The organism is Metapseudomonas resinovorans DSM 21078, assembly GCF_000423545.1.
Classification (GTDB): Bacteria; Pseudomonadota; Gammaproteobacteria; order Pseudomonadales; family Pseudomonadaceae; genus Metapseudomonas; species Metapseudomonas resinovorans.
On record NZ_AUIE01000034.1, the window covers coordinates 36367 to 59418 of the forward strand.

At 63.2% G+C, this 23052-nt stretch carries 20 protein-coding genes; 7 read left to right on the forward strand and 13 right to left on the reverse strand.

The annotated features are described in order from the left end of the window. Window positions 1–14: 14 nt before the first annotated feature. The 7 genes from infB to G559_RS0120365 all read left to right on the forward strand — a co-directional run bounded on the left by infB (window position 15) and on the right by G559_RS0120365 (window position 8666). Window positions 15–2558, forward strand: coding sequence for a translation initiation factor IF-2 (gene infB, locus G559_RS0120335; RefSeq protein WP_028630013.1), 2544 nt, complete (start codon window positions 15–17; stop codon window positions 2556–2558). A 95-nt stretch (window positions 2559–2653) separates the two neighbouring features. Then, window positions 2654–3043 carry a 30S ribosome-binding factor RbfA gene (rbfA, locus tag G559_RS0120340; RefSeq protein WP_028630014.1) on the forward strand — a complete coding sequence of 130 codons (390 nt, stop codon included), beginning with the start codon at window positions 2654–2656 and terminating at the stop codon, window positions 3041–3043. Window positions 3044–3047: 4 nt separating this feature from the next. After that, on the forward strand, window positions 3048–3965 hold the full coding sequence (truB, locus tag G559_RS0120345; protein WP_028630015.1) for a tRNA pseudouridine(55) synthase TruB: 918 nt from the start codon (window positions 3048–3050) through the stop codon (window positions 3963–3965). Between the two features lie 94 nt (window positions 3966–4059). Continuing rightward, window positions 4060–4329 (forward strand): 30S ribosomal protein S15, encoded by a 270-nt coding sequence (gene rpsO / locus G559_RS0120350; RefSeq protein ID WP_016494768.1) that lies wholly within the window; start codon window positions 4060–4062, stop codon window positions 4327–4329. 153 nt (window positions 4330–4482) lie between these two features. Beyond that, on the forward strand, window positions 4483–6591 hold the full coding sequence (gene pnp, locus G559_RS0120355; protein ID WP_028630016.1) for a polyribonucleotide nucleotidyltransferase: 2109 nt from the start codon (window positions 4483–4485) through the stop codon (window positions 6589–6591). Window positions 6592–6680: 89 nt separating this feature from the next. After that, a complete protein-coding gene (locus tag G559_RS0120360; RefSeq protein ID WP_028630017.1) occupies window positions 6681–8096 on the forward strand; it encodes a hypothetical protein in 1416 nt (471 codons plus the stop codon). Window positions 8097–8306: 210 nt separating this feature from the next. Continuing rightward, on the forward strand, window positions 8307–8666 hold the full coding sequence (locus G559_RS0120365; protein ID WP_028630018.1) for a BON domain-containing protein: 360 nt from the start codon (window positions 8307–8309) through the stop codon (window positions 8664–8666). 63 nt (window positions 8667–8729) lie between these two features. Here G559_RS0120365 and G559_RS0120370 read toward each other — a convergent pair whose 3' ends face one another. The 13 genes from G559_RS0120370 to folK all read right to left on the reverse strand — a co-directional run bounded on the left by G559_RS0120370 (window position 8730) and on the right by folK (window position 23052). Further along, the gene (locus G559_RS0120370) at window positions 8730–10184 is read right to left on the reverse strand and encodes a rhomboid family intramembrane serine protease (protein ID WP_028630019.1); all 1455 of its coding nucleotides are present in this window, start codon (window positions 10182–10184) and stop codon (window positions 8730–8732) included. Between the two features lie 10 nt (window positions 10185–10194). After that, complete coding sequence (locus G559_RS0120375) at window positions 10195–10485, reverse strand: DUF2845 domain-containing protein (RefSeq protein ID WP_028630020.1); 291 nt, start codon at window positions 10483–10485, stop codon at window positions 10195–10197. Between the two features lie 62 nt (window positions 10486–10547). Further along, window positions 10548–10853 carry a DUF2845 domain-containing protein gene (locus G559_RS0120380; protein WP_028630021.1) on the reverse strand — a complete coding sequence of 102 codons (306 nt, stop codon included), beginning with the start codon at window positions 10851–10853 and terminating at the stop codon, window positions 10548–10550. Window positions 10854–10909: 56 nt separating this feature from the next. Further along, window positions 10910–11200: a DUF2845 domain-containing protein gene (locus G559_RS0120385; protein ID WP_028630022.1), complete on the reverse strand. Its 291-nt coding sequence runs from the start codon at window positions 11198–11200 to the stop codon at window positions 10910–10912. A gap of 8 nt (window positions 11201–11208) precedes the next feature. After that, window positions 11209–14127 (reverse strand): DUF748 domain-containing protein, encoded by a 2919-nt coding sequence (locus G559_RS0120390; RefSeq protein WP_028630023.1) that lies wholly within the window; start codon window positions 14125–14127, stop codon window positions 11209–11211. Window positions 14128–14218: 91 nt separating this feature from the next. Then, window positions 14219–15238, reverse strand: a complete 1020-nt coding sequence (locus G559_RS0120395) for a class I SAM-dependent rRNA methyltransferase (protein ID WP_028630024.1) — start codon at window positions 15236–15238, stop codon at window positions 14219–14221. Between the two features lie 95 nt (window positions 15239–15333). Next, window positions 15334–16209, reverse strand: coding sequence for an oxygenase MpaB family protein (locus G559_RS0120400; RefSeq protein ID WP_028630025.1), 876 nt, complete (start codon window positions 16207–16209; stop codon window positions 15334–15336). Between the two features lie 62 nt (window positions 16210–16271). Next, window positions 16272–18209: an acetate--CoA ligase gene (gene acs, locus G559_RS0120405; protein ID WP_028630026.1), complete on the reverse strand. Its 1938-nt coding sequence runs from the start codon at window positions 18207–18209 to the stop codon at window positions 16272–16274. Window positions 18210–18595: 386 nt separating this feature from the next. Next, a complete protein-coding gene (gene pgi / locus G559_RS0120410) occupies window positions 18596–20260 on the reverse strand; it encodes a glucose-6-phosphate isomerase (protein WP_028630027.1) in 1665 nt (554 codons plus the stop codon). 70 nt (window positions 20261–20330) lie between these two features. Further along, window positions 20331–20711, reverse strand: a complete 381-nt coding sequence (gene panD / locus G559_RS0120415) for an aspartate 1-decarboxylase (RefSeq protein WP_028630028.1) — start codon at window positions 20709–20711, stop codon at window positions 20331–20333. A gap of 80 nt (window positions 20712–20791) precedes the next feature. Continuing rightward, window positions 20792–21652 (reverse strand): pantoate--beta-alanine ligase, encoded by an 861-nt coding sequence (panC, locus tag G559_RS0120420; RefSeq protein WP_028630029.1) that lies wholly within the window; start codon window positions 21650–21652, stop codon window positions 20792–20794. Next, on the reverse strand, window positions 21649–22449 hold the full coding sequence (panB, locus tag G559_RS0120425) for a 3-methyl-2-oxobutanoate hydroxymethyltransferase (protein WP_028630030.1): 801 nt from the start codon (window positions 22447–22449) through the stop codon (window positions 21649–21651). Before panB ends, panC begins: the two co-directional genes overlap by 4 nt. Before the next feature lie 102 nt (window positions 22450–22551). Beyond that, entirely contained in the window at window positions 22552–23052 is a 501-nt protein-coding gene (gene folK, locus G559_RS0120430) for a 2-amino-4-hydroxy-6-hydroxymethyldihydropteridine diphosphokinase (RefSeq protein WP_028630031.1), read from the reverse strand.

Genomic DNA, 23052 nt, shown 5'->3' on the forward strand with positions numbered 1-23052 from the left:
GAGGAGAGAAGTGCATGACGCAAGTCACGGTGAAAGAACTGGCCCAAGTGGTCGATACACCGGTGGAGCGCCTGCTGCTGCAGATGCGCGAGGCGGGATTGCCGCACACCAGCGCCGAGCAGGTTGTAACCGACAATGAGAAGCAGGCGCTGCTGGCTCATCTCAAGAGCAGCCACGGCGAGCGCGTAGAAGAACCGCGCAAGATTACCCTGCAGCGCAAGACCACCACCACGCTGAGGGTCGCCGGCAGCAAGACCATCAACGTCGAAGTACGTAAGAAGAAAACGTACGTCAAACGTAGCCCCGACGAGATTGAGGCAGAGCGTCAACGCGAGCTCGAAGAGCAGCGCGTGGCAGAGGAAGCTGCTCGCCTGAAGGCCGAAGAGGAAGCTCGTCTGCGCGCCGAAGAAGTTGCCCGTCGCGAAGCTGATGCGCGTGCGAAAGACGCCGTTGATCCTGCCAAGGCTGATGCCCCGGTTGCGGCTGCCGAGCCAGTTGCCACTCCGGCAACTGCCCCGGTAACCGCTCAGGTCGGTGCTGCTGCACCGGCTGCTGCTGCTGCCGCTGATCGCAAGAAGGAAGCGCCGCGTCCGGAGCGCGCTCGTGACGAGGATGATCGCCGCGACCGCAAGCACGCACAGCACCGTCCTTCGCTAAAGGAAAAGGAAAAGGTTCCGGCTCCCCGCGTTGCCCCGCGCAGTACCGAGGAGGAAAGCGATTCCTTCGGTCGTCGCGGCGGACGTGGCGGCAAATCCAAGCTGAAAAAGCGCAACCAACATGGGTTCCAGAGCCCAACAGGACCTATCGTGCGTGAAGTCAGCATTGGCGAGACCATTACAGTGGCCGAGCTGGCCGCTCAGATGGCCGTCAAGGGTGCCGAAGTCGTCAAGTTCATGTTCAAGATGGGCACTCCCGTGACCATCAACCAGGTGCTCGATCGCGAGACCGCTCAACTGATCGCCGAAGAACTCGGCCACAAGGTCAAGCTGGTCAATGAGAACGCCCTGGAAGATCAACTGGCTGCGTCCCTGAAGTTTGAAGGCGAGGTGCTGACGCGTGCGCCGGTCGTGACCGTCATGGGTCACGTCGACCACGGCAAGACTTCGCTGCTGGACTACATCCGCCGTACCAAGGTGGCCAGCGGTGAAGCCGGCGGCATCACCCAGCACATCGGTGCTTACCACGTCGAAACCGATCGTGGCATGGTGACCTTCCTCGACACCCCGGGCCACGCTGCGTTCACCGCTATGCGTGCTCGTGGCGCCAAGGCGACCGACATCGTCATCCTGGTGGTGGCTGCTGACGACGGCGTGATGCCGCAGACCATCGAAGCGGTGCAGCACGCAAAAGCGGCTGGCGTACCGATCGTGGTTGCGGTCAACAAGATGGACAAGCCCGAAGCCAACCCGGACAACATCAAGAACGGCCTGGCCGCGTTGGATGTGATCCCGGAAGAGTGGGGCGGCGATACCCAGTTCGTACCTGTGTCGGCCAAGGCTGGTACCGGTGTCGACGAACTGCTTGAAGCCGTACTGCTGCAGGCTGAAGTACTGGAACTCACTGCTACTCCGTCGGCCCCTGGTCGTGGCGTTGTGGTCGAGTCTCGTCTGGACAAGGGCCGTGGCCCGGTGGCTACCGTGCTGGTCCAGGACGGTACCCTGCGTCAGGGCGACATGGTTCTCTGCGGCGTCAACTATGGCCGCGTCCGCGCCATGCTCGACGAGAACGGCAAGCCTGTGAAAGAAGCTGGTCCGTCCATCCCGGTCGAGATCCTCGGCCTGGACGGTACGCCGGACGCCGGTGACGACCTGACCGTGGTCGCTGACGAGAAGAAGGCCCGCGAAGTTGCGCTGTTCCGTCAAGGCAAGTTCCGCGAAGTCAAGCTCGCGCGCCAGCAGTCCTCGAAGCTGGAGAACATCTTCGAGAACATGGGGCAGGACGAGAAGAAGACCCTCAACATCGTGCTCAAGTCCGATGTGCGTGGCTCTCTCGAAGCCCTTCAAGGCGCCCTGGCAGACATCGGCAACGAGGAAGTCCAGGTGCGTGTGGTCGGTGGCGGTGTCGGTGGTATCACCGAGAGCGACGCCAACCTGGCGCTGGCGTCCAACGCCGTGCTGTTCGGTTTCAACGTGCGTGCTGATGCCGGTGCGCGCAAGATCGTCGAGCAGGAAGGTCTGGACCTGCGCTACTACAACATCATCTACGACATCATCGAAGACGTTAAGAAAGCACTGTCCGGCATGCTGGGCAGCGAAGTCCGGGAGAACATCCTGGGTATCGCCGAGGTGCGCGACGTGTTCCGCTCGCCGAAGTTCGGCGCGGTTGCCGGCTGCATGGTTACCGAGGGGCTGGTACACCGCAACCGTCCGATCCGCGTACTGCGCGACGATGTAGTGATCTTCGAAGGCGAACTGGAATCCCTGCGCCGCTTCAAGGACGACGTGTCCGAGGTGCGTGCCGGCATGGAGTGCGGTATCGCTGTGAAGAGCTACAACGACGTCAAGGTCGGCGACAAGATCGAAGTCTTCGAGAAGGTCCAGGTGGCGCGCACGCTGTAAGTGTCGCGCTTGCCACAAGCCGGGAGCCAGGAGCTGGAAGCCATCGCTTTCTACTCCTGGCTTTTGGCTTTTTAAGTGTTCATGAGTGAAACGAAATGGCTAAAGACTACAGCCGTACCCAACGCATCGGTGATCAGATGCAGCGTGAACTGGCGCTGCTGATTCAGCGTGAGATCAAGGACCCGCGCCTGGGTCTGGTGACCATTACCGCGGTGGACGTAAGCCGTGACCTGTCCCACGCCAAGGTGTTCATCACCGTGATGGGCCAGGACGACAATGCCGAGAAGGTCGAGTTGAACCGCGACATCCTGCAGGATGCCGCCGGTTTCCTGCGCATGCAGCTGGGCAAGGCCATGAAGCTGCGCAGCGTACCGCAGCTGCACTTCCACTACGACGCCAGCATCCGTCGCGGTGCTGAGCTGTCGGCGCTGATCGAGCGCGCTGTGGCAGAAGACCGCAAGCACCCGGGCAACGACGAGGAGTAATGGCGTGGCCCAGGTAAAACGTATCCGCCGTAACATCAGCGGCGTGCTGATTCTCGACAAGCCGCGCGGCATGAGCTCCAACGCTGCGCTGCAGAAAGTGCGCTGGCTGCTCAATGCCGAGAAGGCTGGTCACACCGGCAGCCTCGACCCGCTCGCGACCGGCGTTCTGCCGTTGTGCTTCGGTGAGGCGACGAAGTTCTCCCAGTACCTGCTGGATGCTGACAAGGGTTACGAAACCCTGGCTCAGCTAGGGGTCACTACCTCCACCGGCGATGCCGAGGGTGAAGTGATCGAGCGTCGCGAGGTGACCGTCGGTCGCGAGGATATCGAAGCGCAATTGCCGCGTTTTCGAGGCGAAATCAAGCAGATACCACCGATGTACTCGGCTCTGAAGAAGGACGGTCAACCGTTGTACAAGTTGGCGCGTGCTGGCGAAGTAGTGGAGCGCGAGGCGCGTTCTGTTACTATTGCGCGCCTGGAATTGCTGGCGTGCGAAAACAGCCAGGCAAGACTGGCCGTAGCCTGCAGCAAGGGCACCTATATCCGTACCCTGGTCGAGGATCTCGGCCAGGCCCTGGGATGCGGCGCCCACGTAGCAGAACTGCGCCGGACCCAGGCAGGCCCCTTCGGGTTGGGCCAGGCGATCAGTCTGGAGACACTGGAGAAGGCCCACGCCGAAGGCGGCAACGAGGCACTGGACCAGTTCCTCCTGCCGGTCGACAGCGGATTGGAACACTGGCCGCTGATCCAGCTGACAGAGCACAGCGCCTACTACTGGCTTCACGGCCAGCCGGTGCGGGCCCCGGAAGCGCCGAAGTTCGGCATGATGCGAGTGCAGGATCATACCGGTCGCTTCATCGGTATCGGTGAAGTGAGCGACGACGGGCGCGTAGCGCCGCGTCGACTGATTCGGTCGGAATGACCGATCCGAGGATGGCTGTTAATAGGCACGGTCAATCCTCTTTTTTGAACACGGGACACAGGTCCCGGCCTATTACTCTCAGAGGAAGCCCATCATGGCACTGAGCGTTACTGAAAAAGCCCAGATCGTTAACGAGTACAAGCAAGCTGAAGGCGATACCGGTTCTCCGGAAGTGCAGGTTGCCCTGCTGACCGCCAACATCAACAAGCTGCAGGATCACTTCAAGGCCAACGGCAAAGACCACCACTCCCGTCGTGGTCTGATCCGCATGGTTAACCAGCGCCGCAAGCTGCTGGACTACCTGAAGGGTAAGGACACCTCTCGTTACAGCGCCCTGATCGGTCGTCTGGGTCTGCGTCGCTAAGCGACACAGATGAGCTGGAAGCTGGAAAACCGGAAGCTGGACATCGTTCCAGCTTTCGGCTTTCCAGCTTCTGGTTTTTTAGGGGATTGAAACGGGTCCGACTCCCGACACTCCCACCATTTCCCCCAAGGCAACACAGAGAAGGAAAACACCGTGAACCCGGTAATCAAGAAGTTCCAGTTCGGTCAATCGACCGTTACCCTCGAGACTGGCCGTATCGCCCGTCAAGCCTCCGGTGCCGTTCTGGTCACCATGGACGAAGATGTCACCGTACTGGTGACTGTGGTTGGCGCCAAGCAAGCCGACCCGGGCAAGGGGTTCTTCCCGCTGTCCGTTCACTACCAAGAGAAAACCTACGCTGCCGGCCGTATCCCCGGTGGTTTCTTCAAGCGTGAAGGCCGTCCTTCCGAGAAGGAAACCCTGACCTCGCGCCTGATCGACCGTCCGATCCGTCCGCTGTTCCCGGAAGGTTTCCTGAACGAAGTGCAGGTCATCTGCACCGTGGTTTCCACCAACAAGAAGACCGATCCGGATATCGCCGCCATGATCGGTACCTCTGCCGCCCTGGCAATCTCCGGCATCCCGTTCAGCGGCCCGATCGGCGCCGCTCGCGTGGCCTACCACGAAGAGACTGGCTACCTGCTGAACCCGAACTACGAGCAGCTGAAAGCCTCTGCCCTGGACATGGTCGTTGCCGGTACCGAAGACGCCGTGCTGATGGTTGAGTCCGAAGCGCAAGAGCTGACCGAAGACCAGATGCTGGGCGCCGTTCTGTTCGCCCACCAGGAATTCCAGTCCGTGATCAATGCGGTCAAGGAATTTGCTGCCGAAGCCGGCAAGCCGACCTGGAACTGGAGCGCTCCTGCCGAGAACACCGCTCTGCTCAGCGCCATCAAGGCCGAGTTTGGCGAAGCCATCTCCCAGGCTTACACCATCACCATCAAACAGGATCGCTACAACCGCCTGGACGAGCTGCGTGACCAGGTCATCGCCCGCTTCGTTGGCGAGGAAGACGGTCAGTTCCCGGCTGGTGAAGTGAAGGATGCCTTCGGCCTGCTGGAATACCGCACCGTTCGCGAGAACATCGTCAACGGCAAGCCGCGTATCGACGGCCGTGACACCCGCACCGTACGTCCGCTGAACATCGAAGTCGGCGTGCTGGACAAGACCCACGGTTCCGCCCTGTTCACCCGCGGCGAAACCCAGGCCCTGGTCGTTGCCACCCTTGGCACCGCCCGCGATGCCCAGCTGCTGGACACCCTGGAAGGCGAGCGCAAGGACGCCTTCATGCTGCACTACAACTTCCCGCCCTTCTCGGTGGGTGAGTGCGGCCGTATGGGCAGCGCCGGTCGCCGTGAAATCGGCCACGGTCGTCTGGCCCGTCGTGGCGTTTCCGCCATGCTGCCGAAAGGCGACGAGTTCCCCTACACCATCCGCGTGGTTTCCGAGATCACCGAATCCAACGGTTCCAGCTCCATGGCTTCCGTCTGCGGCGCCTCCCTGGCCCTGATGGACGCCGGTGTGCCGATGAAGGCCCCGGTTGCCGGTATCGCCATGGGTCTGGTCAAGGAAGGCGACAAGTTTGCCGTGCTGACCGACATCCTCGGTGACGAAGACCACCTGGGCGACATGGACTTCAAGGTAGCCGGTACCGCCAAGGGCGTGACCGCGCTGCAGATGGACATCAAGATCAACGGCATTACCGAAGAGATCATGGAGATCGCCCTGGAGCAGGCTCTGGAAGCGCGCCTGAACATCCTCGGCCAGATGAACCAGATCATTGCCCAGTCCCGCAGCGAGCTGTCGGCCAACGCTCCGACCATGATCGCGATGAAGATCGACACCGACAAGATTCGTGACGTCATCGGCAAGGGCGGCGCCACCATCCGTTCGATCTGCGAAGAGACCAAGGCCTCCATCGACATCGAAGACGATGGCAGCGTGAAGATCTTCGGCGAGACCAAGGAAGCTGCCGAGGCTGCGCGTCAGCGCGTTCTGGGCATCACCGCTGAAGCCGAAATCGGCAAGGTGTACATCGGCAAGGTCGAGCGCATCGTCGACTTCGGTGCCTTCGTCAACATCCTGCCGGGCAAGGACGGTCTGGTGCACATCTCGCAGATCAGCGACAAGCGCATCGACAAGGTTACCGACGTGCTGCAGGAAGGCCAGGAAGTCAAAGTCCTGGTTCTCGACGTCGACAACCGCGGCCGCATCAAGCTGTCGATGAAGGACGTGGAAGCTGCCGAGGCTTCCGGCGTCTGACAATCGTCAGCCGATAAAAGAGAGGGCCCCTTGCGGGCCCTCTTTTTTTGCCAGGAGAATGGCGAACCGCCATCGTGCCTGGAACAGTCATGGACAAGACGCTCTGCCAGTACCACCCCGCCCAACCCGCCACCTGGCACTGTGTGCCCTGCCAGCGCCATTTTGGCGACTGCTGCATCCCACTCAATGCCGACGCCCCGGATGACAGCCCGGCGTGTCCGCTATGTCGCAGTCAGTTGACCTTCCTCGGCGCTGCCAATACTGCCCAGCCCTTCTGGGAACGTCTGCCTCAATTCTTTGGCTATGGCATGCAGGCGGGACCGCTGGCGTTCAGTGCGCTACTGGCCCTGGCCGGCCTGTTCATGCCGCGCTCGCTCATTCTCTGGGTTGCCCTGTTGAGTGTCGCCACCAAGTACTTCCACAGTGTTATCGAGGCCAGTAGCGAAGGCGAGCGCGAGGCGCCGAGCCTGATCAGTGCCTTCAGCGGCGAAGGCTTCTCGCTGTTCTTCAAGCAGATGCTGGTGTTTGCCATTGCCTTCGGTGCGCTCTGGCTGGCTGCGGACTTCAACAGCGAGACCCTGTTCTGGGTAGTGAACATCGCCATCGTCCTGCTGCTGCCGGCCAGCATCATCCGTTTGGCGTTGAGCAAGGAACTGGGAGCGGCGCTGAGTCCCGACCAGGTCGGCGAGGTGATCAAGGCGATGGGCTGGCGTTACCTTATTCTCTGCGCCTTCCTCTTCATCCTCTGGCAGTCCCCCGGCTATGTGGCTTGGCTGCTTTCCAGCGGTCTGCCCAAGGTGGTGCTGATGCCCATCGCCACGTTCCTGTTCGGTTACTTCGGTGTGGTGATGTGCAGCATGATGGGCTACGCCGTGTTCCAGTATCAGGGCGCCCTGGGTTTCGCAATTGCTGAAGAAGGCACCCAGCAGGGAGTGCCGGAGAACGAATGGCGCCGTCGCAAAGCGCTGGCCGAAGCCGAGATTCGCCTGAAGGAAGGACAGAGCGACGGCGCCCTGGAAACGCTCGCCAACGCGCTGCACCGCGATCCTGATGACCTGCGTCTGAACGAGCGCTACCACCAGTTGCTGTTTGGCTTGGGTGCCCAAGAGCGCTGCCTGCGCCACCTGGATCATTATCTGCCACTGGCCGCCCGGCAGAGTCCGGCCCTGGCCGCCACCGCGCTGCTCAATGCTCGCCAATTCAAGGCCGACTTCCTGCCGGCTGACGCCCTGATCTGCGAGCAGGTCGCCGCGGCGCTGCTGGATCGTCACAAGGTGCGCGAGGCCCTGAGCCTGCTGCGCAATCTCCATCAGCGCTTCCCTGATTACCCGCACATCCCTCGCGCCTACCTGCTCGCGGCCCGTGGCTTCGCTGAGGGCCTGGGGCAATTGGAGCCTGCGCAGAAGCTGCTGGCCTATGTTCGCGCGCGGTATCCCGCCTCGCCACTGCTCGACCAGATCAGTGCGCTAGAAATCACCATTGCGCGGTTGAGCAGCTCTGGCTGAGGATTCGGGCTTCATCGTGCAGTCTGCAAGGCGAGTGGGGGGCGAACTTGCAGACTGCATGCAGACTGATTCTGATTGATGAGCTTAAGTTTCTGTTTTTATGGGGTTTTTCTGTTCTTAGGAAGCTGGCACAGGCTTTGCGACATTCCTGGTGTCCCTGCAGCCGGGAGTTTGCTGCAGATGTTCCGAAGAAGAGAGGAGACCCACCTCATGAAACAGTCTTTCACCCAGTGGACCTTTGCCGCTGTCACTGCTGCCGCCCTGAGCCTGCCGTTCGCGGCCGGCGTCCATGCAGAAACCAGCGGTCACACGATGTTGGCAGCCAGCGAGACCATGCAGAAAGCCGAAGAGGCGGTCTCCGATACCTGGATCACCAGCAAGGTGAAATCCACCTTCCTGGCCGACAAGAACCTCAGCGGCATGGATATCAAGGTTGAAACCAATCAGGGCGTGGTCGCGCTGTCGGGGATGGTGAAGACCGATGCCGAGCGTGATCTGGCCATCGAAACGACCAAGAACATCAAAGGCGTCACTGCGGTTTCTGCCGACGGCCTGAAATCCGCCGAGTAATTCCGGGTAGACCGGGTAGGAAGACAAGGCCCCGCGGTTGCGGGGCCTTGTCGTTGGTGGCGATTAGCGCGCCAGGTGCTGCTGGTAGAGCGCCAACTGGCGGGTTTGCTCCGCTTCGGGGAAGGCTTTGCGCAGGTACTGGCCGAGCTCGCCCACACCGCGCAGGTCCTGGCGCTGACCCAGTTGCTTGGCCAGTTGCAGCGTCAGGCTTGGGAGCTGAGACGGCACTGGGCTTGCCTGGCAAAGCCGGCGCCAGGGCGCCAGGGCGCGGCTGCTGTCGCCGGCCTTGATCAGTCGCTGCAGCAGGTGCAGGAGCACGGCGGGGTGCTGCAGCAGGCGTTGTTGTGGGTCGGCGACATCGTCCGCCAGTTTCTGCAGCAGCGGCAGGGCAGCGGTCTGCTCCGGCAGGTTGAACAGCTGCTTCAGTACGGCAGTCAGCAGCGGCTTGTCCTGGCGGCTCTTGGCCAGCGGATAGAGGCGTTCCAGCAGTGGCAGCCGGCCGGGATAGCGTTGCAACAGGTCGAGCCCACGGGGGGCGGCCTGATCAAGGGCGAAGCGACTGATGAGTTGATCCAGAGCGGCGAGCTCTCGCTTGAAGGGGGCGTCCGGGTCCTCCTTGTTCAGGTAGACCTTGTCGACTTTGATGAAGCCCGCCAGGTGCAACAACCAGGTGGCGAGGAAGCCGAAGGCGAGGCCTCCGAGGTGGGCGTAGTAGTTCACGTGATCGTCGGCCGACAGCACGCCATACAGCTCCTTGCCGAGCCAGGCGGGCAGTATCCACAGGGCGGGCGCCTTGAAGTAACCGATCAAAGGGCCGAGCCAGTAGAAGAACCTGATCTTGCGCAGACCGTAGACGCCGATGGTCATGCCCATCAATCCTGAGACCGCCCCCGAGGCGCCGATACCTGCTACCCAGACAGGGTCCAGGGCCCACCAGAGCAGGTGCGAGGCGAGGCCGCTGGCCAGGTAGAGGCCGAGGTAGACCCAGCGCCCCAGGGCCGCTTCCAGCGCGAAGCCGCAGATGAACAGGAAGATCATATTGCCCAACAGGTGATCGAAGCTGCCATGCAGGAACATGGCGCCGAACAGCCCCTGCACGCTGAATTTGTTGGGGATGAAGCCGAAGCGCTGGGCGCTGATTCTGTCCCGTGCCGCCTCGGCCTTCTGCCGCGCCTGTTGCCAGTCAGTGTCAGCCTGGTAAGCCGGGGAGCGATGCAGCCAGTCCTCGAACTCGAGGTCGCGGAGGATGATGATCGCGAGGTCCTGGCGGCGCATGGCGTCGATGGCGCGGCGCTGGTCCGCGTCGAACTTCTCGCGTTCTACCAGGTGATCGACGAACAGGGCGCGCTCACGATTGAGCAAGCCGCCATCCAGATAGAGCTGCTGCGCCTCTTGTCCCCGCGCCTGGTCGCCGCCCTGGTAGACGATGTAGATCAGCGTATTGAGCAGGATCAGCAGCAGGGTGATGACCGGCGGTCGTCGCCAATCCAGGGGTTGATCGGCAGGGAGAATGATCATCGCACGCGCCTCAGTCGCGCTTGCTATCGATCTGGTTGAGGCGGCCGCCAACGAATCTCAGGTAGTAGTACATGCCGTTGCTGGGACCGTAGACCCACTCTTCCGTCTGCATTTCCTGGCGTCCGCTGCTGGTTTCCGTGTAGCCGATAAAGCTGCGCGAAGCGGGGTCGCCGCACTTGCGCTGGACCTCGACGCTACGGTCGCCGAGGCTGACCAGTTTGCTTTCGCAGCGGAAGGTGCTGGCATTGGCCTCTGAGACCAGGAGAAGGGCGGTTGCGAAGAGGCAAACGAGGGCTTTCATATGGCGGGCATCCTGTCCTGAGGTAATCAGCCGCAGAGCCTAGCATCCTGCCTGAGAGCCTGTCAGTTGCTCCGTTTGCTGCTGATATTGCGCAGGCGATTGCCCTCGAAACGGAGGAACTGGTACATGCCGTTGCGTGGCCCGTAGACCCATTCTTCCACTCGCACCTCGTTGCGCATGTTGTACTTGTCGACCACTTCCCGGAAGCCCAGGTCCGCGCGGCTGACTGGCTCGCCGCACTTTTCCAGTACTTCGCTGGTCGTGTCGTCGAGGCTGATGAGGTTGCTGTTGCAGCGCAGGGTGGAGGATGCCTGGGCGTTTCCCAGTACCAGCAGCAGGGGTAGGCAGAGCAGGAGGCGGAGTCTCACGGGGATGTCCGAGATGGTGGAGGTGATTAGAGCCTACACCCGGTGGCTTTGTGACGTCAGCGGCTGCGCCGTGTTTCGATGCGCACCAGGCGATTGCCCTCGAAGGTGAGGATGCTGAGCATGCCGTTTTTGGGCCCGTAGACCCACTCTTCCACGCTGAACTCGCGTCGGTCGTAGGAGCCCAGGGTGTAGCCGACGAGGTCGCGATGCACCGGCTCGCCGCACTTCTGCAGGACTTCGAAGGTGCGGTCGCCGATGCTGATCAGCTTGCTGCCGCAGCGCATGGTCTCGGCCACGGCCGGAATGGCCAGGACGAGCGCCAGCAGGGCGAACGGCAGCGTGCGCATGGGGTCTCCTATTCACTGTCCAGATGCAGGGGCGAGATCACCTCTCCTGCCTGGTTGGGCTCCACCAGGCTGACGTCCAGCAGGAAGATGCGGTCGTCTGCGAGGCCACCGCGATCCACCAGGTAATCCTTGATGCTGGCGGCGCGAGCCTGGCCCAACTGGCGTAGCAGCAAATCGCTCTGGGCCCAGGAAACCAGCACGGCTTCGCGCAGTTTGGCGGCGCGCTGGTCGCTGTCCAGGTCCTTCCACTCGGCCGGCGGCTGCTGCTTCAGGCGGGTGCGGTAGATACCCTCCAGCATAGGCGCCTTCTCGTCGTCCGGGACCTCGATCTGGCTGGCCTCGGCCGGAACCTTGTCGCCCCGGCGCTGGGCGATCTTGTAGTAGGTGCTCTGGAACTCCCGATTCAGGCGTTGCTCCGCCAGCAGGGGACCGTCGGCGGTCTTGGCGCTGGCGCCTTCCACCTCCAGGCGCAGGGTCGGACGTTTTTTCAACGCGTCAGCCAGGGTATCCAGCGACTTCTGTGCCTCGGCGTCCAGCTCGCTGCTGCCGGCCGGGAAGGGCACCTGGCCGAGGTCTTCGCTGCTGCCGCCGACCAGCCCGGCGACAAAGTTGAACGGCGCCTGCACGGCGCGCAGCACCAGGTTGCGCAGGGTCTGCCAGACGATGGGGGCGACGCTGAATTGCGGATCGTTGAGGTTACCGGCCACCGGAAGCGAGATGTCGATCTTGCCTTCGGTGTCCTTGAGCAGGGCCACGGCCAGGCGCACCGGCAGGTCGACTGCGTCGGGACTGGAGACCTGCTCACCGAGCTGCAGCTGTTCCAGCACCAGATGGTTTTCGGCTTTCAACTGGCCCTTCTCGATCTGGTAGTGCAGGTCCAGGTTCAACCTGCCCTTGCGGATGCGGTAGCCGGCGAACTTGCCGGAATAGGGCGTCAGGGTGGTCAGCTCGACACGCTTGAAGCTGGTGGCGATGTCCAGGCTGTCCAGCGGGTCGAAGGGGTTCAGGCTGCCCTTGATGGTCACGGGCGCATAGCGGTCTACCTTGCCGTTCACCGTTACCTTGGCGGGCTTGGGATTACGGTTGTCGAGGGTGCCGATTTCGCCATTGAGCTGCTGGATGGCGGTGGCGAAGTTCGGCGTCAGGCTGAAGTCGGCGAAGTTCGCCGAGCCGTCCTTGATGTCGATGCCACCGATACGAATACCCAGGGGCTTGCCGGCGGGTTCCGGTTTGGCAGGGGCGGTGGCTTGGACACCGGCTTCGGCGGGTTGCTTGATCACCAGGTCGCTGGCGTTGGTGGTCAGGTCTTCGTTGATGATGAAGCGCGCGTAGGGCTGGTTCAGGCTCACCTTGTCGATGTTCAGGCTGTCGCCATGCTGGTAGTTGAGGCCATCCACCAGCAGCTGCTGCCATCTGACGAAATCACGTTCCTTGATCGTGTCCAGGGTATGCAGCTGGTTGACCAGCGCTCGGCCGGTGATGCCCAGGGCCAGAGGTTCGGTGCTCTTGAGGTCTACGTTGAGGTCGCTGTCGAGCATGCCGCTGCGCAGTTCCAGGCGCACGAAGGGACTGAGGTAGGCCTGTGCGACCCGCAAGTCGACGTCGCGGGTCTGCACCTGCAGCTTGGCAGTGGTCGGCTTGAGCTGGACCTGGCCAACCGCCTGCACCTTGCCCTGCTTGCCGAGTCCGGTGTCGAGGCTAAGGTTGAAGGGTGTTTCGCCGCGGCTGTCGAAGTCCTTGAGGTCGAGGTTCAACGGGCCGAGTTCCAGTTGTACCGGGTCCTTGGGTACCCGGTCGGCCAAGTGGACCTTGTAGCCGCGAAGCTGAGTCTCACGCAATTTCACCACCCAGGGCTTGCCGGGTTCGTCCGTGGACTCGGCCTGGTCAGGTGCGGGCTTTTCTTCGGCCTTGGGCGCGAGCTTGGCCTCGCTGGCGAAGAGCTTCTGCCAATCGAGCTGGCCGTCCGATTCCCGGGCAGCCCAGGTCTCCAGATTCTGGCTGTGGATCTTGCCGATCAGCACTTCCTGCTTGACCAGGTCCAGGGAGCTGTCGCTGACCTCCAGTACTTCCAGGTTGACCAGCGGGCGGTTGTCCGGTGCCTTGATGGCGAAGGGCGCGACCTTGATCCAGATCTTGTCCAGATTCAGCTGGGTGCCCTCGGTCAGGCTCAGCCTGTAGTCGGTGGACAGGCTCATGACGCCTTCCTGCAGGACCAGGGGCACGGCGTCGCGAACATAGGGCCAGAAGGCCTTCATCTTCCCGTCAGTGATCTTCAGCTGGCCGCTGGAGGTGAATGGCACCAGGCTGATCTGGCCTTGCCAGTCGACACGACCGCCGTAGGGACCGGTGGCCACCAGCGACATCTCGGCGTTGTCGTCGGGCAGGGTACTGAGGTTGTGCAGCTCAAGGTTGAGGGAGTCGTAGACGAATTCGATCGGCTCGCTCGGGCGCTGGTCTTCGAAGTGCAGGCCGCCTTCGCTCAGCTCGATGCGGTCGATACGCAGCGGAAAGGGATCGCCCGCGGGTTCCTCTGGCTTGGGTTCGCTGGGCGGCAGCTTGAACAGCTGGGCCAGGTTGAGCGTCCCATCCTTGGCAAACAGCACCTCGGTTTTGGACTTGTCCAGCTCCACATCCGCCAGGTGCAGGGCGTTGGACCAGAGGCTGTCCAGCTGCAGGTTGGCGTAGAGGCGCTCGAAGCCGAGATGCTCGGTCTTGTCGTCGCCGATGTGCAGGCCCCAGAGCGTCAGCTCCAGGCTGAAGGGGTTGAGCTGGATGCGCTCCAGCCGCGCGGGGACGGTGGCGTACTGGGCCAGTTGCTGGTTGGCCACCCGCAGGGCGATCCCCGGGATGATCAGAAAACCAAGCAGACTGTAGAGGGCTACGACGATCAGCAGGGCGCAGGCGGCCCGTTTCAATCCTTTGTACATGAGGCGTCAACTATCCCGGCAAAGAGTGCGTTGGATTATGGCACGGCCTCAGGGTTCCGCCTGACGGTTGGCTCTCGTTGTCGCATGGCCTTCAGAGTTGAAGAACCAGGGTCTTGAGCGGTGGGCGCCCATCGCTTGAGGGGAAGTCGGAAGCGGGCGCCAACTGCTGGCAATCGCGTACGGGTCGACCCAGTTTGCTGGCACAGCGCAGCACTTGCTCGCGCCAGTCCTCCATGGCCACCCTTGCCAGGTTGTTGCTGCACACCAGCACGCCATTCTCGGCGGTCGCCAGCAGGGCAGGCTTGAGCAGGCTCTGGTAGTCGCGTAGCAGGTCCACGGTACCGAAGGCGCTCTTGGCCCAGGCCGGCGGATCGAGGAACACCAGGTCGAACTGGCGCTGTTCCAGGCGTATGTAGCTGGGCAGGCGCTGGCCGTGGCGGCGGGCGATGGGCTGCCCGGCCAACTGGCGGATGGCGGGGAAGTAATCGGACTGGATGAAGTGCATGGGCGCCAGCTCCGGGTTCAGCGCACCATTCTCGCGGCCGACGGCCAGGTTGCCCTCGGCAAAGTCCAGGTTCCAGACCTCGCTGGCGCCACCGGCGGCCGCACACAGGCCGACGCCACAGGTGTAGGCGAAGAGGTTGAGTACTGATTTTCCGGCGCTGTTGTCCTTGACCCAGCCTCGGGCGTTGCGCAGGTCGAGGAACAGCAGCGGGTCCTGGCCGGGATGGCGGCCGCGTACCCGGTAGTTCAGGCCCCATTCGCGACCCACCAGGTCTTCTAGGGCTGCGGCGTCAGCCTGGTACACCGGGTCCCGGCGGTCGACACGCGAATTACCTTGGGAGCGGTCGTTGTAGACCAGCATCAGTTTCTCGCCGAGGAACGCGTCCACCGTGGCGGCCAGTGCCAGCAGGGGCTCGCGTTCCAGTGGCTGGTGGAAGCTCTGCACCATCAGCTGCGGGCCGTAGCGGTCGACGGTCAAGCCGGGGGCGCCTTCCTGGCTGCCATGGAACAGCCGGTAGCAATCGGTGCCTTGGGCATGGAGTTCGGCCAGCAGCGGCTGACGGGCGTCGAGGGCGGCGCGCAGCGCCTGGGAGAGAGCAGAGGACATGCGCGGCGTCTCGCAAAAAGGGGCGCGCAGTTTAACAAAGCGAGTCTGTCGTGGCGCGGTGCCGGTCGACGACGGATCGTCGCCCGGTCCACCGCTCAGCGGGGCGGCAGCCCCATGCGGCGGCGCGCGCGATGGACGGCACCATTGCGCATGGCCCAGCGCAGCAGCGGTGCCACCTGCCAGACCAGATCGCGTACCACGCGCCGCTGCCAGGGGCGCTGGTGCAGGCCGAGCATGGCGCTGGCCCAGTCCGGCAGCAGGTCGATTCCCGCCTGCATCATCAGGACGCCGAACGGCTTGGCCATGGCGCTGGGTGCCGGGGCACCGAGAAGGAGGCGCACGACCTCCAGGCTGCGCTCGTCGCAGAGTAACTGTGGACGCATGGCGTCCAGGTAGTCCGCTACTTCCTGGCGGGACTTCGGTACGTCTTCGGCGCCCAGGCGCTCGGCGACGAGGGCGATTTCGGCGTAGTAGCGGTCCTGGTCTTCGCCGGAGAGGTGTGGGTTGAGGTAGCGCAGATGAGCCTTGAGAAAGCTGCTGACCTCGGCCACGTGGACCCAGGTCAGCAGGGCCGGGTCGCTGGCGGCGTAGGGCCGGCCGTCAGGGGTGGTGCCGACCACCTGCAAGTGGATGGTGCGCACCTTGTCAATCAGCCAGTCGGCATCCTTGACCGTGCCAAAGGTGGTGCCGGAGATGAATTGGCCGGTGCGGCGCAGGCGACCGAGCATGTCCTCGCGAAAATTGGAGTGGTCCCAGACACCGGAGAGCGCCAAGGGATGCAGCATCTGCAGGAGCAGCGCGCTGATGCCGCCGATCATCATCGAGGTGAAGTCGCCATGGACTTTCCAGGTCACCGAGTCCGGGCCGAACAGGCCGGGGTCGCCCTTGGGGTTCTCGAAGTCGAGCTGGCCGAGGGCGAGGCCGGTGAGGCCGATGATCTGGCTTTCGATACGGCGGCGAATGAATTCCATGGGCGAAGCGTTTCCAAGCGAAAGGCGCCAGCCCCCTGAGGGAGCTGGCGCCATGGCGGGTCTTACTGGTTGAGGCGCTTGTCGATCAGGCTCTGCACCACCGACGGGTCGGCCAGGGTGGAGGTGTCGCCGAGATTGTCCAGCTCGTTGCAGGCGATCTTGCGCAGGATGCGGCGCATGATCTTGCCCGAGCGGGTCTTCGGCAAGCCCGGCGCCCACTGGATCAGCTCGGGCTTGGCGAAGCTGCCGATCTCCTTGCTGACCAGGGCCAGCAGTTCTTTCTTCAGCTCCTCGGAGGGTTCCAGTCCCTTCATCGGCGTGACAAAGGCGTAGATGCCCTGGCCTTTGAGGTCATGCGGGTAACCCACCACGGCGGCCTCGGCGACGGCGTCGTGCAGTACCAGCGCGCTCTCCACCTCGGCCGTGCCGATGCGGTGGCCGGAGACGTTGATCACGTCATCCACGCGGCCGGTGATCCAGTAGTAACCGTCTTCGTCACGTCGGGCGCCGTCGCCGGTGAAGTAATAGCCGGGGTAGGCGGAGAAGTAGGTATCGATCATCCGCTTATGGTCGCCATAGACGCTGCGAATCTGGCTCGGCCAACTGGCCTTGATCGCCAGGACGCCGCTTCCTGGGCCGTCTATCTCCTTGCCTTTTTCGTCCAGCAGCGCCGGTTGCACACCGAAGAACGGGCGGGTGGCCGAACCGGGCTTCAGCATCGTGGCGCCGGGCAGCGGGGTGATGAGGATGCTGCCGGTCTCGGTCTGCCACCAGGTGTCGACGATGGGGCAGCGTTTGTCGCCAACCACGTTGTAGTACCACTCCCAGGCTTCCGGGTTGATCGGCTCGCCGACACTTCCGAGCAGGCGCAGGCTGGTGCGAGCGGTCTTCCTCACCGGATCTTCGCCTTCTCGCATTAGTGCGCGGATGGCGGTGGGGGCGGTGTAGAAGATGTTCACCTGGTGCTTGTCGATCACCTGCCAGAAGCGAGAGGCATCCGGGTAGTTGGGTACGCCTTCGAACATCAGGGTGGTGGCGGCGTTGGCCAGGGGGCCGTAGACGATGTAGCTGTGGCCAGTGACCCAGCCCACGTCCGCGGTGCACCAGTAGATGTCGCCATCGTGATAGTCGAACACGTACTTGTGGGTCATCGCCGCACCCAGCAGGTAGCCGCCGGTGGTGTGCAGCACGCCCTTGGGTTTGCCGGTGGAGCCGGACGTGTAGAGGATGAACAGCGGGTCTTCGGCGTCCATCCATTCCGGCGGGCAGTCTTCGCTGGCCCCGTGCAGGGCCTCGTGATACCAGAGGTCGCGTCCTTCGGCCCAGTCGATCGTGCCCTGGGTTCGCTGGACCACCAACACCGAGGACACCTTCGGGCAATCCTTCAGGGCCTTGTCGACATTCTGCTTCAGCGGGACGTACTTGCCACCGCGTACGCCTTCATCGGCGGTGATCACGGTGCGGCAGTCGGCGTCGAGGATGCGGTCGCGCAGGGCGTCAGGGGAGAAGCCGCCGAACACCACCGAATGCACCGCGCCGATACGTGCGCAGGCGAGCATGGCGTAGGCCGCTTCAGGAATCATCGGCATGTAGATACAGACCCGGTCGCCCTTCTTCACGCCACGGCTCTTCAGGACGTTGGCCAGGCGCGCGACATGGCTGTGCAGCTTGCGATAGGTGATGTGCGCGGATTCGCTGGGGTTGTCGCCTTCCCAGATGATGGCGACCTGCTCGCCGCGCTGTTCCAGGTGGCGATCGATGCAGTTGTAGGCGACGTTCAACTTGCCGCCTTTGAACCACTCGGCTTCGCCCTTCTTCAGGTCGCTGTGATGCAGTTGCTCCCAGGGCTTGAACCAGGTGAGAAAGCTGGTGGCCTGCTCGCCCCAGAACAACTCGGGCTGCTCGATGGACTGCTGGTAGAGGCGCAGGTAGGCATCGTTGTCGATAAGGGCGTGCTTGCGCACGGCGTCTGGCACGGGGTGAAGGCTGATCTCGTACATGGCGGGGTCCTTGTTGTTGTTAAGCCGAGATGGCGACAAGGGTGCATCCAAGCCGTCACCGGGTTCAAGGGTTGTCCACTGAGTTTTGAACCCAAGGTCCGCTGGATCGTTCAGCGCTGCGGATACTCGAGCTGGGTGGCTCCTCTGGCGGCCTTGCTGGCGGCGAAGGCGGTGAGAACAGGGGCGTCGCTGTGTTGCAGGGCGGAAAAGAACCGGTTCGGTAGTGCGATAACCCGTGCCCGACGTTCGCTCCGGAGATGGGGCTAACGCCTTGGGCCTACCGACAGCGGTTCTGTCGGTAGGCCCAAGGGTTGGGGCCTACCTGCGGTCCAGTCAGGGAATGAATTCGCCCCCACAGTCCCCTGGATGCGCCCGTGGGGTGACGATCAGCCGCGATGGCGCGCGCGGAAGAAGTCGATCAGACCCTGGGTAGAGCCGTCTTCGGCTTGGGCTTCGTCCTGGCCCGTGAGGCGCGAATAGACGGCCTTGCCGAGTTCCTTGCCCAGCTCCACGCCCCATTGGTCGAAGGCGTTGACGCCCCAGAGCACGCTCTGCACGTAGACCTTGTGCTCGTACATGGCGATCAGTGCACCCAGGCGGCGCGGGCTGATGCGTTCCACCACCAGGGTGTTGCTCGGGCGGTTGCCGGGCACCACCTTGTGCGGCGCCAGGCGCTGCACTTCGTCCTCCGGCAGGCCCTTGGCGCGCAGTTCGGCTTCGGCCTCGTCGCGAGACTTGCCGAGCATCAGGGCCTGGCTTTGAGACAGGCAGTTGGCGAACAGCCACTGATGGTGGTCAGCCACCGGGTTGTAGCTGGACACGGGGACGATGAAGTCCGCCGGGATCAGTTGGGTGCCCTGGTGCAGCAACTGGTGATAGGCGTGCTGGCCGTTGCAGCCGACTCCGCCCCAGATCACCGGACCAGTGCCGGCGGTCACCGGAGTACCGTCCTGGCGCACGCTCTTGCCGTTGGATTCCATGTCCAGCTGTTGCAGGTGATCGGTGAAGTTACGCAGGTAATAGTCGTACGGCAGGATCGCGTGGCTGTGCGCGCCCCAGAAGTCGCCGTACCAGACACCGAGCAAGCCGAGGATGACCGGGATGTTGCGGTCGAAGGGCGTGCTCTGGAAGTGCTGGTCCATGCTGTAGGCGCCGGACAGCAGCTCCTTGAAGTTGGAGATGCCAATGGACATGGCAATCGGCAGGCCGATCGCGGACCAGAGCGAGTAGCGACCGCCGACCCAATCCCACATGGGGAAGATGTTCTCTTCGCGAATACCAAAGGCGATAGCCGCTTCCTTGTTACTGGATACGGCGATGAAGTGCCGGTACAGCTCTTCCTCGCTGCCGCCCTGGGCCAGGTACCAGGCGCGGGCGGCCTGGGCGTTCTTCAGGGTTTCCAGGGTGCCGAAAGACTTGCTGGAAACAATGAAGAGGGTGGTTTCGGCGTTCAGGCGGCAGGCCAGTTCGCGGAACTCGCTGCCATCGATGTTGGCCAGGTAGTGGCAACGCACGCCCTTCTGGGCGAAGGGCAGCAGCGCTTCGGAAACCAGTTGCGGGCCGAGGAAGGAACCGCCGATACCGATGTTCACCACGTCGGTGATGGGCCTCTCGGTGTAGCCGCGCCACAGGCCGTTATGCACGTAGCCCACCAGTTCGGTCATCTGGTGCAGGACGCGGTGCACTTCGGGCATCACGTCGATGCCGTCGACCCGCACCTTGTCGCCGATAGGGCGGCGCAGGGCGGTGTGCAGCACCGGGCGGCGCTCGGAGGCATTGATCACGTCGCCGCGGAACATGGCCTTGATGGCATCGCCGAGCCGGGCTTCGTCCGCCAGCTTGACCAGCAGGTCCAGGGTGTCGGCACGGATCAGGTTCTTCGAAAAGTCCAGCAGCAGGCCACAGGCGCTGTGGCTGAATTGCTTGAAGCGCTCGGGGTCTTCGGCGAAGGCCTGGCGCAGGCTGAAGCCGGCAAGTTCCTGGCGATGCTGGTGGAGCGCAGCCCAGCTGGGCAATTGGGTGACATCGAGCGGCGTCAGGTGGTGGTCCATGGCGTACCTGTGTGCGACGTATGAAAAAGCCCGGAAAGGTCCGGGCTTCGGGTCATGCAGCTGTCCGGTCTCAGGCGACCTGTACCGGAATCGCGTTGCTGGTGTGGCTGAGTTCGTTGCCCGGAGCCATGTACAGCATACGCGGTTTGAAATTGGCCAGTTCGGCCTCGCTGTAGTGGGCGTAGGCACAGATGATCACGCGATCACCTACTTTGGCCTTGTGCGCCGCGGCACCGTTCACCGAGATCATCCGGGAACCGTTTTCAGCGCGAATGGCGTAGGTGGTGAAACGCTCACCGTTGTCGACGTTGTAGATCTGGATCTGCTCGTATTCGCGGATACCGGAGAGGTCGAGCCATTCACCATCGATGGCGCAGGAACCTTCGTAATCGAGCACGGCGTGGGTGACTTCGGCGCGGTGCAGTTTGGCCTTGAGCATGATGGCGTGCATGGCATTTTCTCGTCGTGGCGCGGGCGGCGGCTGAGTTTGCCCGAACCCCGGAGGGGGTTCAAGGCTGCGGCGGGAGTTGGTCAGGCTTGCGCTTCGAGGGTGAAGGCAAGGTTGTCGATCAGGCGGGTGTTACCCATGTAGGCGGCACCGAGGATCACCAGTTGCTGGTCCTGGCTGCCTGCGGGGCGCAGGTTCAGAGCCTCGCGGACTTCCAGGTAATCAGGGCGGAATCCAGCCTTGGCCAGTTCGGCCTGGCCTTCCTGTTCCAGCGCGGCGAAGTCGCGGCGGCCCGCGCGAATGGCCGAGGCCAATTGCTGCAGGGTGCGGTACAGGGCAGGTGCGGCGGCGCGCTGGGCGTCGTCCAGGTAACCGTTGCGCGATGACAATGCGAGGCCATCGTCAGCGCGAACCGTGGGCTCGCCGATGATCTGGATCGGCATATTCAAGTCTCGCGCCAGCTTGCGGATCACCGCCAGCTGCTGGAAGTCTTTCTCGCCGAATACTGCGAGGTCGGGCTGGACCATGTTGAACAGCTTGCTGACCACAGTGGCAACGCCTTCGAAATGGCCAGGGCGGCTACCGCCACAAAGACCCTCGGATACCAATGGGACGTTGACGCGGGTCTGGCCTTCCATGCCGTCCGGGTACATTTCTTCCACGTCCGGGTGGAACAGTAACTGGCAGCCCGCGGCGACCAGTTGCTCCTGGTCGGCCACCAGGGTGCGTGGATATTTGGCCAGGTCTTCGCTGGGCCCGAACTGCAGCGGGTTTACGAAGATGCTGGCGACCACGAAATCGGCGCGTTGGCTGGCTTTTTCCACCAGGGCGATGTGCCCGGCATGGAGGTTGCCCATGGTCGGCACGAAACCGATGCGCTTGCCTTCGCTACGCGCACGGGCGACGGCGGCACGCAGTTCGCGGACGGTTTTAACGGTGATCATGCGGAGAATCCGTGTTCGGCGGCAGGGAAGGTAACGTCCTTGACGGCTTGTACGTAGGCAGCCAGGGCAGCCTGGATGCTGGCCTGGCCTTCCATGAAGTTCTTCACGAACTTGGGCGCGCGGCCGGTGAGGGAGAGTCCCAGCATGTCGTGCAGGACCAGCACCTGGCCATCGGTGGCGCTGCCGGCGCCGATGCCGATCACCGGGATTTTCACCGACTGGGTGATTTCGGCGGCCAGCTCACTGGGGACGCACTCCAGCAGCAGCATGGCGGCGCCGGCCTGCTCGAGGGCCATGGCGTCGGCGCGCAGCTGGCGCGCCTGGGCTTCCTGTCGGCCCTGGACCTTATAGCCGCCGAGGATGTTCACGGCTTGCGGAGTCAGGCCCAGATGGGCGCAGACCGGGACGCCGCGCTCGGCGAGCAGACGGATGGGCTCGGCCAGCCAGGCGGCACCTTCCAGCTTGACCATGTGCGCACCGGCCTGCATCAGGGCGGCGCAATTGACGAAGGTCTGTTCGAGGTTGGCATATGCCATGAACGGCAGGTCGCTGATGATCAGCGCGCCCTGGTTGCCGCGCTTCACGGCAGCGGTGTGGTAGACCATGTCGGTCACACTGACCGGCAGGGTGCTGTCATGGCCTTGCAGGACCATGCCAAGGGAGTCGCCCACCAGCAGCACATCCACGCCGGACTGGCAGGCAGCCTGGGCAAAGGTGGCGTCGTAGGCTGTCAGCATGGCGATCTTCTCGCCTTTCAGCTTGAGCTCTTGCAGGGTGGTCAGGGTCACATCAGGCATGAAAACGTCCTCATCGGCGCCGTTTTGCACCGGCACGGGGCAACGGGACGCTTATAGTCCCGATGGGGGGGCATGAAGTCAATTGCAGGTGTTACCGACCTGTTACGGCGTTACCGCCAAGTCGGAAAGGCGCTCGAGGCCTTCGAAGGCACAGGCGTCCAGCAGGGCCTGCAGCGGGCGCCCATCGGGCAATTGCAGGTCGCCGGCGATCTCTGCCAGGGGATAGAGCACAAAGGCGCGGGCGTGCATGTGGTAATGCGGAACCTGCAGCCTGGGCTCATCGATCCGGCGTTGGCCGAACAACAGGATATCCAGGTCCAGGGTCCGCGGACCCCAGCGCTCATCCTTGCGCACACGGCCCTGGGCGAGCTCGATGCGCTGCAGGGCGTCCAGCAGGTCCAGGGGCGTCAGGTCGGTATCCAGGGCGGCCACGGCGTTGACGTAGCGGGGTTGGTCCGGCGGGCCGAGAGGGTCGCTGGCGTAGAGCGAGGATACCGATGCGAGGCGGGTCCGGGGCAGTTCGCCCATCGCCGCGAGCGCTCCGCGTAGCTGGGTAACAGGCTCGGCAAGGTTACTCCCGAGACCGATGTACACGCGTTCCAT